Origin of the sequence: Streptomyces ferrugineus (assembly GCF_015160855.1) — a bacterium.
GTDB lineage: Bacteria > Actinomycetota > Actinomycetes > Streptomycetales > Streptomycetaceae > Streptomyces > Streptomyces ferrugineus.
In genome coordinates, this window is record NZ_CP063373.1 from 7,302,801 (window position 1) to 7,317,094 (window position 14,294).

At 70.3% G+C, this 14,294-nt stretch carries 13 protein-coding genes; 10 read left to right on the plus strand and 3 right to left on the minus strand.

Annotated elements, in window-relative coordinates; translation table 11 throughout:
- The first annotated feature begins 75 nt into the window (after positions 1-75).
- A complete protein-coding gene (locus IM697_RS32685) occupies positions 76-753 on the plus strand; it encodes a ScbR family autoregulator-binding transcription factor (RefSeq protein ID WP_194039694.1) in 678 nt (225 codons plus the stop codon).
- A gap of 145 nt (positions 754-898) precedes the next feature.
- On the opposite strand, the gene IM697_RS32690 is transcribed toward IM697_RS32685, so the two are convergent.
- Positions 899-2,701: a S8 family peptidase gene (locus tag IM697_RS32690; RefSeq protein ID WP_194039695.1), complete on the minus strand. Its 1,803-nt coding sequence runs from the start codon at positions 2,699-2,701 to the stop codon at positions 899-901.
- Between the two features lie 365 nt (positions 2,702-3,066).
- Between IM697_RS32690 and IM697_RS32695 the strand changes: the two genes are divergently transcribed.
- Positions 3,067-4,020 carry a lytic polysaccharide monooxygenase auxiliary activity family 9 protein gene (locus tag IM697_RS32695; protein WP_194049979.1) on the plus strand — a complete coding sequence of 318 codons (954 nt, stop codon included), beginning with the start codon at positions 3,067-3,069 and terminating at the stop codon, positions 4,018-4,020.
- An 18-nt stretch (positions 4,021-4,038) separates the two neighbouring features.
- Here IM697_RS32695 and IM697_RS32700 read toward each other — a convergent pair whose 3' ends face one another.
- Entirely contained in the window at positions 4,039-4,692 is a 654-nt protein-coding gene (locus tag IM697_RS32700) for a Tat pathway signal sequence domain protein (RefSeq protein WP_194039696.1), read from the minus strand.
- A 617-nt stretch (positions 4,693-5,309) separates the two neighbouring features.
- Here IM697_RS32700 and IM697_RS32705 point away from each other — a divergent pair.
- The 8 genes from IM697_RS32705 (at position 5,310) to IM697_RS32740 (ending at position 13,156) form a co-directional block, all read left to right on the plus strand.
- Entirely contained in the window at positions 5,310-5,981 is a 672-nt protein-coding gene (locus IM697_RS32705; RefSeq protein ID WP_194039697.1) for a DUF6230 family protein, read from the plus strand.
- Positions 5,978-6,388 (plus strand): DUF6114 domain-containing protein, encoded by a 411-nt coding sequence (locus tag IM697_RS32710; RefSeq protein ID WP_407699560.1) that lies wholly within the window; start codon positions 5,978-5,980, stop codon positions 6,386-6,388. Before IM697_RS32705 ends, IM697_RS32710 begins: the two co-directional genes overlap by 4 nt.
- 308 nt (positions 6,389-6,696) lie before the next feature.
- Complete coding sequence (locus IM697_RS32715) at positions 6,697-7,692, plus strand: substrate-binding domain-containing protein (RefSeq protein WP_194039699.1); 996 nt, start codon at positions 6,697-6,699, stop codon at positions 7,690-7,692.
- Positions 7,693-7,883: 191 nt separating this feature from the next.
- Positions 7,884-10,262 carry a sensor histidine kinase gene (locus IM697_RS32720; protein ID WP_194039700.1) on the plus strand — a complete coding sequence of 793 codons (2,379 nt, stop codon included), beginning with the start codon at positions 7,884-7,886 and terminating at the stop codon, positions 10,260-10,262.
- Between the two features lie 11 nt (positions 10,263-10,273).
- On the plus strand, positions 10,274-10,693 hold the full coding sequence (locus IM697_RS32725; protein WP_147997842.1) for a roadblock/LC7 domain-containing protein: 420 nt from the start codon (positions 10,274-10,276) through the stop codon (positions 10,691-10,693).
- A complete protein-coding gene (locus IM697_RS32730) occupies positions 10,674-11,054 on the plus strand; it encodes a DUF742 domain-containing protein (protein WP_407699561.1) in 381 nt (126 codons plus the stop codon). Before IM697_RS32725 ends, IM697_RS32730 begins: the two co-directional genes overlap by 20 nt.
- Positions 11,041-11,628, plus strand: coding sequence for a GTP-binding protein (locus IM697_RS32735; protein WP_194039701.1), 588 nt, complete (start codon positions 11,041-11,043; stop codon positions 11,626-11,628). Before IM697_RS32730 ends, IM697_RS32735 begins: the two co-directional genes overlap by 14 nt.
- A gap of 148 nt (positions 11,629-11,776) precedes the next feature.
- The gene (locus IM697_RS32740) at positions 11,777-13,156 is read left to right on the plus strand and encodes a glycoside hydrolase family 43 protein (RefSeq protein ID WP_194039702.1); all 1,380 of its coding nucleotides are present in this window, start codon (positions 11,777-11,779) and stop codon (positions 13,154-13,156) included.
- Between the two features lie 8 nt (positions 13,157-13,164).
- Here the strand turns inward: IM697_RS32740 and IM697_RS32745 are convergent, their stop codons facing one another.
- A complete protein-coding gene (locus IM697_RS32745) occupies positions 13,165-14,121 on the minus strand; it encodes an ABC transporter substrate-binding protein (protein WP_194039703.1) in 957 nt (318 codons plus the stop codon).
- Positions 14,122-14,294 lie beyond the last annotated feature (173 nt).

The following is a 14,294-nucleotide window of genomic DNA, read 5'->3' on the forward strand; positions in this document are numbered from 1 at the left end:
GCCCGAACCGCTCCGGCGTACGCCGGGCGCGCAGGTTTCGACTCGGCGCGGCCGGAACAACACGGAGGGGCTGTTATGGCGAGGCAGGAGCGCGCCATCAGAACGCGGAGGCTGATCCTGGAGGCCGCGGGCGCGGTCTTCGACGAGCACGGTTACACCGCGACGACCATCTCGATGGTCCTGGAGCGGGCCGATGTGACCAAGGGCGCCCTGTATTTCCACTTCTCCTCGAAGGAATCCCTCGCCCAGGCCGTGCTGGACGAGCAACTCTCCCTGGGAGCCGTGCCGCCGCAGCCGTGCAAGCTGCAGGAGATCGTCGACGTCACCTTCGTGTTCGGGCAGCGGCTGCTGAGCAACTCGCTGCTCAAGGGCAGCGTGCGGCTGGCGGTGGACCAGTGCGCGCCGCCCGGCGTCGACCACTCCGGCCCGTTCCGGCAGTGGGCGGACCATCTGGTCGTCGTTCTCGAACAGGCCCGTGCGCAGGGCGAGTTGCTGCCCACCGTGGAGCCGAGGCAGACGGTGGAGCTGCTGGTCGGCGCCTTCGCCGGCATTCAGCTGATGTCCCGGGCGCTGACCGACCGGGACGATCTGGCGGAGCGGATCTCGGTTCTGTGGGGTCACATCCTGCCGAGCATCGCGGTGCCGGGACTGCTCACCGCCATCGACCGCGGTCCCGACCGGGGGCTGCGCGTGCTGGCCACCATCGACGAGGCGGACGCGGAGCGGGCGGAGCTGGACCTGTCCCGTCGCTGAGTGTGCACGGCGCAGACCGGAGTGTCGGTTTCCAGGGGGTCCAGGGCAGGGCGGGCGCCGAACCGCCGCCCGGCAGTACATGACGGCGGGCCGGCCGATGCCCCATCCGCATCGGCCGGCCCGCCCGCTTGTGGTGCGCGTCCGCTCAGAAGGTCAGCTTCCAGCTGTTGAGCCGACCCGTGTCCTGGGCCGCGACGTCCTGGACACGCAGCTTCCAGGTGCCGTTGGCGACCTCGCCGGAGGCGTTCACCGTGTAGGTGGCGCTGACGTCGTCCGCGGAGTCCGAGGAGCTGGCGGACTTCAGACGGTACGTCGAACCGTCCGGAGCGACGAGGTCGATGACCAGGTCACCGCGCCAGGTGTGGGTGATGTCCACGCCGACCTGGAGGGCCGAGGGGGCGTTGCCGCCGCGGCCGCTGACGGCGATCGGGGACTCGATCGCGGAGCCGTTGTCCGGGATGGAGACCGCGGAGGTGCTGGTGAAGGTGGTGCCCCCCGTGGAGCCGCCCGAGCCGCTCACCGCCTGCACCGTCTTGGCCGCGTCCGCCAGGCCCGCGCCACAGCCGCCCGAGCAGGAGCCGGAGAGAGTACGCGAGTTGGTCTTGATCGCGGACTCGATCTGGGCCGGGGTCAGCGAGGAGTTCGCCGACTTCATCAGCGCGGCGAGGCCCGCGATGTGCGGGGCGGCCATGCTGGTGCCCTGGTAGTGCTTGTAGTTCTCGCCCGACGGGCCCTGGGTGCCGCTGTTCAGCGTGGACAGGATGCCGTTGGCCGTGACGGAGTTCGTCTCCCCGCCCGGAGCGGCGATGTCGACGACCGAGCCGAAGTTGGAGTAGTAGGAGCGGTTCCCCTGGCGGTCGGTGGCCGCCACGCTGATCACGTTGTTGCAGCCGGCCGGCGAGTAGTTGGCCGCGTTGGCGTTGCTGTTGCCCGCCGCGACGACGACCGTGGTGCCGCGGTTGACGGCGGCGTTGATCGCGCTCTGGGTGGCGCTGGTGCAGGAGCCGCCACCGCCGAGGCTCATGTTGATGACCTTGGCGACGTTGGTGTTGGCCGGGACACCGGAGACCGTGCCGCCGGACGCCCAGGTGATGGCGTCGATGATGTCGGAGTCGTAGCCGCCGCACTTGCCGAGCACGCGCACCGGGGAGACCTTCGCGCCGTGCGCGATGCCCGCGACGCCCTTGCTGTTGTCGGTGACGGCGGCGATGGTGCCGGCGACGTGGGTGCCGTGCCAGGAGGAGCCCTGCCCCGTGGCCTGGCCGCACTCGCCCGCGGCGTACCAGTCGCCCGGGTCGGCCGGGTTGCTGTCACGGCCGCCTCCGTCGACGGCGACCGCCGCGTCGGAGATGAAGTCGTAGCCCGCGACGATGTTGGCACCGAGGTCGGAGTGGGTGACGTAGCCGGTGTCGATGACGGCGACGGTCACGCCGCTGCCGGTGGCGACGTCCCAGGCCGCGGGCACGTTCATGCCGGCGGTGGACTCGAACAGGTCCCACTGCTTGCTGTACTCGGTGTCGTTGGGCGTGGCCAGCGGCTTGTTCAGCCGGTCCGGCACGACGTAGGCGACCTGCGGGTCGGCCTGGTACTCGGCGACGACGTCGGCGACGTCCGCCTTGGTGAGCTTCGCGCCCAGGTCGACGAGGGCGGCGCCGGAGCCGAGGCGGCGCTGGAAGTCGACGTTCTCGCCGGCCTTCTCGCCCTTGGCGGCGGCGTCGGCCTCGGCGGCCTTGTTCGACCTGGCCTCGGCGGCGCCGGACTTGTAGCCGACGATGAGGCGCTCGGCCGGGGTGCCGGGGGCGGCCTCGGTCTGCGCCGTCGGGACGGCGGCCTCCTGGGTGGGGGCGTCCTGGGCCACGGCGACCGAGGTGGTGGCGGCCGTGAAGAGCGCGGCGGAGACCGCGGCGACGGATATCAGGTTCCGTCTGAGGGATGTGGAGATACGCAAGGGGAGTGCCTTTCGTGGACCGGCCGTACTCCGGGCAGCGCGGAGCGGCGGACGATTTCGCTTCGTCCTCGAAGCGGCGGGGGGTGTGTCGAAAGTGCGGGGGTGCGAGAGCCGGCCTGGCACGAGCGACGACCCGTTCGGGGTTACCTGTGGGTCGGCTGTGGTCGAACGATAGGCAAAGAAAAGGTCATCGGGATACAGGGGAAACCCTCGATCCGGCTGGAACACCCCCCTCTGTGTCGGGCGGTTGACCGGTAATGACGGTCTCTGCCCGCTTTATCGGGCAGTGAACGCGCCGCGTCCGTCCCCCGTACTGGACGAGGACCGTTCCCGCGCCGGCCGAGGAGACGTTCCGGATGTCCCGGATGCCCTGGAAGAGATCGCATCGCTTCGCCCTGGCGGCCGCCGCCGTCACGCCGTTGCTGCTCACGGTGGGGACGGCGGGTCCGGCGCATGCGCACGGAGCGCCGACGGATCCGACGAGCAGGGTGTACGCGTGCTCCCCCGAGGGCGGCGGCGCTTCGGGGTCGGCGGCGTGCCGGGCCGCCGTCGCGTCGAACGGTGCGCCCTTCACGGCCTGGGACAATCTGCGGATCGCGCAGGTGAACGGCCGGGACCGGCAGGTCGTCCCCGACGGGAAGCTGTGCAGCGGCGGGCTGCCCGCCTACCGGGGCCTCGATCTCGCCCGCGCCGACTGGCCGTCGACCCGGCTGACCCCGGGTGCCCCCCTGACCATGCGGTACGTCTCGACGATCCCGCACACCGGCACCTTCCGGCTCTATCTCACCAAGCCCGGCTACGACCCGACGAAGCCGCTGACCTGGTCCGACCTTCCCGAGAAGCCGTTCGCCGCGGTGACGGACCCGGCGCTGACGGACGGGGCGTACCGGATCCGGGCGAAGCTGCCGTCGGATCGTTCCGGGCGGCATGTGCTGTTCACGATCTGGCAGAACAGCAGCACGCCGGACACGTACTACTCGTGCTCGGACGTGGTGTTCCCGGCAGGCACGAGCGCCGGGAACGCAGGCGGCGGGAGCGCGGCGTCGCCCACCGCGGATCGCGACGGCGACCGTACGGCCGCCGCTCCTTCGCCGACGACCGAGCCGCGCGCGAGCGAGCGGCGCACGGCCGACGCCTCACCCCCGGCCGCCACGCCCGCCGGCGCCGGGACCCCGCGCGCCCAGGGCGACAGCACCCCGGTGGCATCCACCGGGGCCGCGGACACCGGGCCGTCGACGCCGCTGCTGGCGGGCGGCGCCGCCGCGGTGCTGGTGCTCACCGGGGGCGCCGCCCTGGCGCTGCGGTTGCGCCGGAGGTGAACTCCGGTGCGGGGGGCGTCAGTTGACGTAGACCGTCTCGCCGCCGCTGGTCACCGGGGCGTACTTCGCGGTGAAGTAGCCGTTGGCGAAGCAGAGGCCCGAGCCGGAGACCTTGGTGAACTGTGCGCTGCTGAAGTTGATGGTGTTGTCGTCGTTGCTCGCCGTGCCGGACAGGCTGGGCGCCTGGTAGACGCAGTTGATGCTGCCCAGCAGGGTCCGCAGGACCACCGTGGTCTGGATGGTGGAGCCCTCGGCCGGGGTGACGGTGACGGTGCCGTCGGAGGCCACCGCCGCGCTGTAGGGCAGGTTGTTGACCGTGATGCTGGTGACGCCGAGCACGCCGAGCACGTTGGTGGTGCAGCTCGCGGCGTCGAAGGTGTGCGCGGAGACCGACTCCGTCGCGGTCCCGGGCGCGCCGGGGTTGTCCGTCACGGTGGCCGTGAACTGCGACGACGTGCAGGAGATACCGCTCGTCCCGGTCGCGCTGGAGTAGAAGGTGGCGGCGGTGCCGCTCGCCAGCGGCGCGGTGAGGACCTCGCCGGCCGCGACGGCCGTACCGCCGACGGAGCCGGTGGTGAGGACGGTGCCGTCGGCCGCGGACGCGGGGCCGGCCAGGGGGAGGGTGAGGGCGGCGACGGTGCCGGCGAGGGTGAGGAGGGTGCGAGTGCGCATGCGGGTGTACCTCGTCTTTCGTTGCATGGGGTGTGCCCTGAGGGTCTTGGGGCTCAGGGGGCTGTGGAGTGGGGGGTGGGGGTGCTGGAGTGTCTCGAGTCCGTGTGCGCCGTTGCCGACCCGTGACGCCTTCTCCGTACGTCACGGACCGGCAACGGCGGGGTACCGCCGACACGGGCCGAGGGGGGAAGCGACCGTGACGGCGCTGTGGAGTGAACTCGCGGAAATGTGAAGGACATCAGTCCGGGAACGCGGGCAGAGGCCGCGCGGCGGCGGATCCGGCGCCACGGATCCAGGGGGGAGCCAGGGGAAGTTGTAGACCTGAGGGTCAGTCAACGTCAAGGTTTCTCAGGCGAGTTGATACGGCGAATCGGGCTTTCCGAGGTCTCCGGGTACACGCGCCCCACAGGCGGAACACAATCAACACTCTTTTTACACAACTGCCTTGACCCTCGACTGTAACCACCGGTAACTTCCCGGCTTGGCTACTGCGGAGTACGAGAAAGCCCTTGCGGTCTCCGGGAGTCGCAAGGAGGCGTACGCCGTGGGCGCTGTCCGCGCCAGGACAACGTGCCGCTGAAGCCCTACCCGCACTTTCTGCACATGGGAGCAGTTTTATGGCCTTGTCCGAGAACCCGGAAAGCGGTTCCGCGTCCGAAGTGTCCGAAACCCCCGAAGTCCCCGCCAGACGCGGGCGGGTCCGGGCGCGCCGCGCCGCCGTGATGGCGGTGCCGGCCACCCTGGTCGCCGCCACGCTCGCGGTCCTCACCGCCGAGGGCGCGCTGGGCGTTCAGTTCGCCATCTCCGGCATGCCCTTCACGGTCACCGCGAGCGAGCTCAAAGGCGAGGGCTTCGAGCAGTACGGCGGCCTCGACCACATGGCGCCGGGCAGCCCCAACGAGGGCGACACCGGCGGCCAGGTGCTGGTCGTCACCTCCGTGATCAAGAAGGCAACGCTCACGAAGCTGTGTCAGAGCGTCGATCTCGGCGGCACGAACCTGCTCATCACCGCGGGTGGCGGGGAGAAGAAGGTCAGCGCGACCGATCTGACCACCGACTCGACCGAGCTGTCGGGTGACGCGGCGTTCCGCAACATCGAGATCGGCAACGACGCGAGCACCCTGACCAAGGCCGGGGACAACGCGCCCAAGGGACCCATCGGGGTCTTCAGCCAGCAGTCGGACACCGTACGCATCGCCAATCTGCGGCAGACCAACTACGCCACGACGGCCGCGGTGTTCAAGCTTCCCGGTCTGAAGCTCCGCTTCAGCAGCTCGGGTTGCCCGTGAGCGGGCCGACGGGTTTCCGGTCGGCCTTCCGTCGCTGGCGGGCCGACCGGCCGTTCTGGGGCGGGCTGCTGCTCGCCCTGGGCGGGGCATGGATTCTGCTCACCATGATGGCGTCGCTGAAGGTCGTCCTGCACGTCGGCATGCAGGGCGTGGCCGGGTATCTGCTGCCGGGGCTGATGGTGTTGCTGGGTTTGCTGGTGCTGTTCAACCCGGCGCAGCGGCTGTTCTATTCGATCACCGGCGTCCTGATCGCGCTCGGCACCTGGGTCACATCGAATATGGGCGGGTTCTTCCTGGGCCTCTTGCTGGGTGTGGTCGGGAGCTGTCTGACGTTCGGGTGGCTGCCGGATCAGGAGCCCCGGCGCAGCCGACGGCAGCGGAGGAAGGAAGCCGCGGTCGCTCCGTAGGAGTTCTTCACCGGTCTGGACCTTATGGAGCCGGGGCGGGAGCGGGGCCGTCGCGCGCGAACCGAGTTGACCAGGTTTGCGGGCGCAAGCGGTACGGCGGACCTCGTTCCGGTTCGCCGTCCCGCCAGCGGTTCATCACGATGTGGCAGCGACGACTTACGCGGTGTGGTTGCACACTTGACTACCCATGGTCACACGCGATTGGCTCCGCCACAGCGAGAGTTCATCGCGTCGGCGAACTCCCCGTTCGGGTCGGCCGTGCTCTCGTTCGTTCCCGGCTCGGCCGCACAGCGAGGTGCCGCACCCTCATGAAGACTCCACCCCCCTCCCCCGTCCCCACCCGTGTCGCGGCCCTGACGGCCGCCGCCTGTCTGCTGCTGGCCGGCTGCTCCGCCGTCGGCGGTGCCGACGAGGCGTCCGGCGCGGACGCGGCGGGCGGCGCACGGATGAAGGTCGCCCTGATCACCCACGGCGGTGAGGGGGACGCCTTCTGGGAGCTGGTGCGCAAGGGGGCGCAGGTGGCGGCCGCCAAGGACGGCGTCGAGCTGAGCTACGCCGATGACAACGACCCGGCGGGCCAGGCCGGGCTGGTGCGGGACGCGATCCGGCAGAAGGTCGACGGCATCGCGGTGACCCTGGCCAAGCCGGCCGCGATGGCGGGTCCCGTCGCCGAGGCCCGGGCGGCCGGCATACCCGTGGTCGGCCTCAACTCAGGTATAGACGAATGGAAGTCCGCGGGCCTGCTGGAGTACTTCGGCCAGGACGAGAGCGTCGCGGGCCGCGCCGTCGGCGACAAGCTGGACGACCTCAAGGCCAAGCGCGCGCTGTGCGTCATCCACGAGCGCGGCAACGTCGCCCTGGAGGCACGCTGCGCCGGCGTGAAGAAGGCGTTCGACGGCGAGACCGAGAACCTGTACGTGGACGGCACCGACATGGACGCGGTGACCGCGACCGTCGAGGCCCGGCTGGCGCAGGACCGGGGCATCGACGAAGTGGTCACCAACGGCGCGCAGTTCGCGCTGGCCGCGGTGAAGTCGGCCGACCGGGCCCGCTCCAAGGCACGCATCGCGACGTTCGATCTCAACCCGGATCTGGTCAAGGCGGTCCAGGACGGCGACGTGCAGTTCGCCGTGGACCAGCAGCCGTACCTCCAGGGATATCTCGCGGTGGACTCGCTGTGGCTGTACCGCAAGAACGGCAACACCCTCGGCGGCGGCGAGGCACCCGTGCTCACCGGCCCCGCGTTCGTCACGAAGGCGAACATCGCCTCGGTCGCGAAGTACGCGGCCAACGGAACCCGCTGACCGGACAGTTCCCACGCCGGTGTCGCCAAAGATTCGGTCACGTATGACACGTACGCTCACTTGTACGGATAACATCCTGCGCACCCCCTGTGACGTGCCGGACCCGCACACACCCCTGGCGCTCGTCCCGCCGTCCCCTTCCGCCTCCGCGCTGTCCCCGCCCGCCCTCCGCTGATCGCCCTAGGACGACAATGTCTCCACGGACAGGTCCCCGGCGCCGCCTCGGCTCCATCCGTCTCTCCCTGATCCTGCTGGCGCTGGTGCCCAGCGTCACGCTCGCCGCCGTCTGGAGCGTGACGACGATCCAGATGTTCTCGGAGGGTCTGGGGCTGCGCTCGCAGACCGGGCTGAGCAAGTCGACCGGCGCCATGGGCACCGAGGCCACGCTCGCCCTCCAGCGGGAGCGCAGCTTCTCGGCCGTATGGCTCGCCACCCGCCAGGAACCGGCCCGCACCGCGCTGGACGCACAGCGCGCCCAGACCGACAGGGCGGTCGCCAAGCTGCTCTCGCAGTCGGACGAGATCCAGCGGGCCCCCGCCCGGGTCAGGGACCGGATGTACTCGGTCGTCGCGTCGGTGAGCAGCCTGGAGTACTACCGGGCCCAGGTGGACAACCCCACCGACATCCCCGCCGCACAGGCACTGGAGCAGTACACGTCGATCATCGACGACCAGATCCACGCCTTCCAGGAGCTCTCCCAGGTCGACGACGGCGATCTCACCTCGCAGGCCGGTCCGCTGGTCTCCCTGGAGCACGCGGCGGAGCTGATGTCCCAGGAGGACGCGCTGCTGACGCTGGCCTCGCCGGAGCGGAAGATGGACGAGAAGGCGTGGACCGACTTCGCGGAGCTGGTGAACACCCGGCGCTGGCTCGTCGAGGACCAGATCCTCCCCTCGCTTTCCGGGAAGGCGAAGACGGAGACCGAGAAGATCCTGCGCAGCCCCGAGTGGCGGACGCTGGAGCGCGTCGAGGACCGGGTGCTCGCGGCGCGGGCGTCGGCGGGTGCCGGCGGCGACATCGCCGTACCGGACGCGCAGCGGGAGTGGCGGAAGGCGCTGGTCCAGGTCTCGGACGAGTACGGGGTGCTGATCCGGCAGCAGACGGCCGCGCTGCTGCAGCGCAGCGGTGACGAGGCGCGCGCCCTGCTGATCAAGGCCGCGTCGCTGAGCGCGGGCGGTCTGCTCGCGCTGCTGCTGTGCGTCGGGATGTCCTGGCGGATCACCCGCTCGCTGTCCCGGCGGCTGCGCGGACTGCGGGAGGCCACGCTGGGTCTCGCCCAGGAGCGGCTGCCCGACGTGGTGGCCCGGCTGGACCGGGGCGAGACGGTCGACGTGGAGCTGGCCACCCCGCCGCTGGACTACGGGCACGACGAACTCGGTCAGGTGGCCAAGGCGTTCAACACCGCGCAGCGCACCGCCGTGCACACCGCCGTCGAACTCGCCGACACCCGGCGCGGCTTCCAGAAGGTCATCCTGGGCATCGCCCGGCAGAGCCAGAACCTGGTCAACCTCCAGCTCACCAAGCTGGACGCGCTGGAACGCGCACACCAGGACCCCGAGGTGCTCAAGGGCCTGTACGAACTGGACTCCACCGCCAGCCAGCTGCGCCGCTACGAGGAGAACCTCGTCATCATCAGCGGTGAGCGCCCCGGCCGCAGTTGGAGCGAGCCGGTCGCGCTGATCGACATCCTGCGCAGTGCCGTGGGCGAGGTCGCCGAGTACCAGCGGGTGGAGGTGCACACCGAGGAGGAGGTGCACCTGGCGCCGCCCGCGGTGGCCGACGTCATCCATCTGCTGGCCGAGCTCATCGAGAACGCCACGCTGTACTCGCCCGCTCCGGCGCCGGTCGGGGTGCGGGCCGCGATGGTGGCCAAGGGGCTGGCCGTGGAGGTCGAGGACCGCGGTCTCGGCATGTCGGAGGAGGACTACGCCTCGTTCAACGCCCAGTTGTCCGAGCCCCCGCAGTTCGACGTGGTGGCGCTCGCCGACGACCTCAGGCTCGGCATGTTCGTGATCGCCCAGCTCGCCAGGCGGCACGGCATCGCGGTCACGCTGCGCTCCTCGCCGTACGGCGGCACGACGGCGATCGTGCTGATCCCGCACGACGTCGTGGTGCGGGACGTGCCGGCGCCGGAGCGCGACGACGTGGAGCACGCCGGGGCGCCCGAACCGGAGGAGCCGGTACGGGAGTCCCGCCCGGTCGCCCCGGCCCGCAGCGCGCCCGCCACCGAACCGCGCCTGGACGGCCTGTCCCCGCTCCCCCGGCGGGTGCCGCAGACCAGCCTGGCCGCCGAGCTGCGCGAGGAGGCCCAGCCCGCCGAAGAGGACGGCGACACCGACGACTTCACCGCGGAGCGCGCCGCCTCCTCCCTCGCCTGCTTCCAGCGGGGGACGCTCCAGGCCCGCGACGCCGACGACGAGGACCCCGACGCGCCCGAGGCCCCGGACCTGAGGGTCCCGGCCGGTCGGCGGGCGCATGACGACGCCGTCCACGAGGAGCCGCCCACGGCCGCCCCCGCCCCGTCCGCCGCCTCTCCCACGTCCTCCACTCCGCCCGCCGACCGCTCATGAAGGACATCGCCATGACACGCCCCACCCCCGCCACGGACACCCAGCTCGACCAGTTGCTCACCGGACTCGTGGAGCGGGTCGCCGACGTCAACCACGCCGTGGTGCTCTCCGAGGACGGCCTGGTGGTGAGCAAGTCCACCGGGTTCCTGCGCGACGACGCCGAGCGGTTGGCGGCGACCGCGTCCGGACTGATGAGCCTCAGCAAGGGCGTCAGCATGGACTTCCGGGGCGGACCGGTGCGCCAGGCGCTGATCGAGATGGCCAACAGCTATCTGATCCTCACCTCCGCCGGACCCGGCGCCCACCTCGTCGTCCTCACCAATCAGGGCGCGGACGTCGGCGTGGTGGCGTACCAGATGAACATGCTGGTGAAGAAGATCGGCGAGCACCTGTCGGCGGCACCGCGGGCGCATGTCGGCCCTGGCGCGTGAGGTGGGCGGAGACGATTCGGCGGGCCGGCTGGTCCGTCCCTTCACGCTGACCGGGGGACGGACCCGGCCGAGCCGCAGCGACTTCACCCTGATCACCACCGTGACGGCGGTGGACCCGCCGCCGGAGCGGGCACCGCGGCCGCAGCCCGAGCAGCTGCGGATCCTGCGGCGCTGTGCCCGGCCGATCGCCGTGGCGGAGCTCGCGGCCCATCTCGACCTGCCGGTGAGCGTGGTCGCCATCATGCTCTGCGATCTGCTGGAGGCGGGCCTGATCACCGTCCACCCGCCGCACCCCGTCACCCCCCGCACCCCGGACCTGGACCTGTTGCAGAAAGTGAGGGACGGCCTTGGCCGGCTCTGACACCACCGTGGCCGCGGCAGCGCCGCCCGACACGGTCAAGATCCTGATAGCCGGCGGCTTCGGTGTCGGCAAGACCACCATGGTCGGGTCGGTCAGCGAGATCGCCCCGCTGCGCACCGAGGAACCCCTGACCGCCGCGGGCCTCGGCGTCGACGACCTCGACGGCATCGAGCACAAGCGCGCCACGACCGTGGCGTTGGACTTCGGCCGGATCACCATCAGCCGGGAGCTGGTGCTGTACCTGTTCGGTACGCCCGGACAGCAGCGGTTCTGGTTCATGTGGAACGACCTCGCGATCGGCGCGCTCGGCGCCGTCGTCCTGGTCGACGTGCGCCGGCCGGAGTCCAGCTTCGCGGCCATCGACTTCTTCGAGCGCCGGGAGATTCCCTTCGTCGTCGGCGTCAACGGCTTCTACGGCGAACACCCCTACCCGGCCGAGGACATCAGGGACGCCCTCGCGCTGCCGGAGCATGTGCGGGTGCTGCTGTGCGACGCGCGGGAGCGCGAGTCGTGCCGGGATGTGCTGATCGCCCTGATCGACCAGCTCATCGCGGACGCCCGCAAGGCGGGTTGAGGCGGAGCCCGCGCCGGATGGCGGGAATCCGCCAAGGACGGCCATGTGATTGACGCGCCACCCGCGCTCTCCTACTTTCTGGTCGATTCACCGAACTACGTTCGAGATATCGACCCACCATCTCCGCCCCCACCCCCTGGAGAGCCGCATGTCGAACCCCTCGCGCAGACACTTCCTCGGCATGGCCGCGACCGTCCCGCTCGCCGCGACCGGTGCCCTCACCCTCGGCACGGGAACCGCCCACGCCGCCGACTCGGCGTACGCGATGGTCTACTTCACCGAGTCCACCACCATGCTGGAGGCCGACTACAACCTCCATCTGGCCGTCAGCACCGACGGCCTGCGCTGGACGCCGCTCAACCAGAACAACCCCGTCGCCACCCCCACCCTCGGCGCCAAGGGCCTGCGCGACCCGTTCCTGCTGCGCAAGCAGGACGGCACGTTCGTCGTCATCGCGACCGACCTGAGCGGCACCGACTGGACCCGCACCAGCGTCCACATCCACGTCTGGGACTCCGCCGACCTGCGCACCTTCACCGGCTACCGGCTGCTGAAGCTGCACGACATGACCACCACGCACAGCTGGGCGCCGGAGGCCTTCTGGGACGCCTCACGCGGCCAGTACGGCATCCTCTACTCGTCGGTGAACAGCAGCGGCCACAACGTCATCATGGTCAGCTACACGACCGACTTCCGTACGACGACCAGCCCCCAGGTCTTCTTCGACCCCGGCTACGACGTCATCGACGGCAACCTCACCGTCGGCGTGAACGGCGTCAACTACCTGTACTTCAAGCGGAACGGCACCCTGGTCGGCGCCCGCTCGACGAGCCTGGCCCCCGGCAGCTTCACCCCGTTCAGCACGGCGGTGAACCACGGCGGCACCGAGGCGCCCACCGTGGTCAAGTCACTGACCGGCAACACCTGGTACCTCTGGGGAGACACCTACACGCCGAACGGTGTGTTCTACGTCTGGCAGACGAGCAACCTGGCCGCCGGCACCTGGACGGCCCTGGACCAGAGGCTCTACACCCAGCCGCTCAACTCCAAGCACTGCGGCATCCACCCGATCACGTCGACCGAGTACGACAACCTCGTCGCCAGGTGGGGCGCCCCGGCCTGGAACCGGCTCAAGTCCTACAACTACCCGGCGCGCTACGTCCGGCACAGCGGCTTCGCCGGCCGGATCGACGCGTACCCCTTCGACCCGTTCCCCGACTCGCAGTGGAAGCTGGTGCCGGGGCTCGCCGACTCCTCCGGCGTCTCGTTCCAGTCGGTCAACTACCCGGCCCGGTACCTGCGGCACTACAGCTACGCCCTGCGCCTCGACGAGAACGACGGCACGTCGACGTTCGCCGGGGACGCCACCTTCTACCGCACGGCCGGGCTCGCGGACGCCTCCTGGGCCTCGTTCCGCTCGTACAACAACCCGACGCGCTACATCAGGCACTACGACTACGCCCTGCGCATCGATCCGGTCTCCACGACCACCGAGCGCCAGGACGCCACCTTCCAGGTCGGCTACTGAGCGGCAGGTCAGCCCAGACCGGCCGACTTCAGCCAGGCCTTGGCCACGTCGAGCGGGTCCTTGTTCTCCAGCTGGACCTGGGAGTCCAGGTCGAGGAGCGTCTTGGTGTCCAGCTTGGCCGAGACCGCGTTGAGCGCGTCGACGCCCTCCTCGTCGAGGCCGCTCTTGTAGACCAGCGGGGTCACGTTGGCGAAGCCGAACAGGTTCTTCGGGTCCTTCAGGACGACGAAGCCCTCCTTGGCGATGGTCGGGTCGGTGGTGAAGATGTCCGCCGCCTGCACGGTGTTCTTCGTCAGCGCCGCCTGGGTCAGCGGGCCGCCCGCGTCCAGCGCCTTGAACGACTTGAACTTCAGGCCGTACTCGGACTCCAGGCCCTTCAGGCCCTGGTGCCGGGTCTGGAACTCGGGTGAGCCGCCGAGCACCAGGTCCGGGGCGATGTCCTTGAGGTCCTCGAGGCCGGAGTCGGCGGTCAGGCCGTGCTCCTTCGCCGTCTCGGCGTTGATGCTGACGGAGTCCTTGTTCTCGGCCGGCGAGGACTCCAGCAGCGTCAGCTTCGAGTCCAGCTTGCCCTTGACCGCCTCGTTCACGGCGTCGGCCGACTCCTGCCGCGCCTTGGGGTCGAGGTAGGCGAGCAGCGAGCCGTTGTACTCCGGCAGGACGGTGATGGAGCCGTTCCTGAGCAGGCCGTACGTCGTCTCACGGCTGCCGATGTTGGGCTTGTAGGTGACCTTGATGCCCTTGGCCTTGAGGGCCTCGCCGTAGATGTCGGCGAGCAGGATGGACTCGGCGAAGTTGTTCGAGCCGACGACGACGGTGTCGCCGCTCGCCCCGTCCCCGGCGAGCGGGTCGGACTTGTCGTCGGAGGAGGAACATCCCGCCAGCAGCGCCGCCGTGGCGGCGAGCGCGACGGCGGCCGCGCCGGGATGGTTCCTGAGGGACCTGCTGCGTGAAGCGGTGGAAGTCACGGTTCCCGTTCCGGATTCAGGGGGTTGGGAGAACTCTTCCACTGATCCAATCCAGCCGGTTCTCGGTCAGTCAAGAGTGGTCAGGTCACGATTGACTTCAAAAATCGGAAGGTAATGGGCAGTTGTGCCGCGATGTGCAGGCGGGACGGTTGGGGTGCAGGCGGCCGTAACGG

Bases quoted from the DNA above. Each gene is read 5' to 3' on its own strand.
- IM697_RS32715 (WP_194039699.1), top strand. From the start codon at position 6,697: ATGAAGACTCCACCCCCCTCCCCCGTCCCCACCCGTGTCGCGGCCCTG.
- IM697_RS32740 (WP_194039702.1), top strand. From the start codon at position 11,777: ATGTCGAACCCCTCGCGCAGACACTTCCTCGGCATGGCCGCGACCGTC.
- IM697_RS32725 (WP_147997842.1), top strand. From the start codon at position 10,274: ATGACACGCCCCACCCCCGCCACGGACACCCAGCTCGACCAGTTGCTC.
- IM697_RS32705 (WP_194039697.1), top strand. From the start codon at position 5,310: ATGGCCTTGTCCGAGAACCCGGAAAGCGGTTCCGCGTCCGAAGTGTCC.
- IM697_RS32695 (WP_194049979.1), top strand. From the start codon at position 3,067: ATGCCCTGGAAGAGATCGCATCGCTTCGCCCTGGCGGCCGCCGCCGTC.
- IM697_RS32730 (WP_407699561.1), top strand. From the start codon at position 10,674: ATGTCGGCCCTGGCGCGTGAGGTGGGCGGAGACGATTCGGCGGGCCGG.
- IM697_RS32700 (WP_194039696.1), bottom strand. From the start codon at position 4,692: ATGCGCACTCGCACCCTCCTCACCCTCGCCGGCACCGTCGCCGCCCTC.
- IM697_RS32720 (WP_194039700.1), top strand. From the start codon at position 7,884: ATGTCTCCACGGACAGGTCCCCGGCGCCGCCTCGGCTCCATCCGTCTC.
- IM697_RS32685 (WP_194039694.1), top strand. From the start codon at position 76: ATGGCGAGGCAGGAGCGCGCCATCAGAACGCGGAGGCTGATCCTGGAG.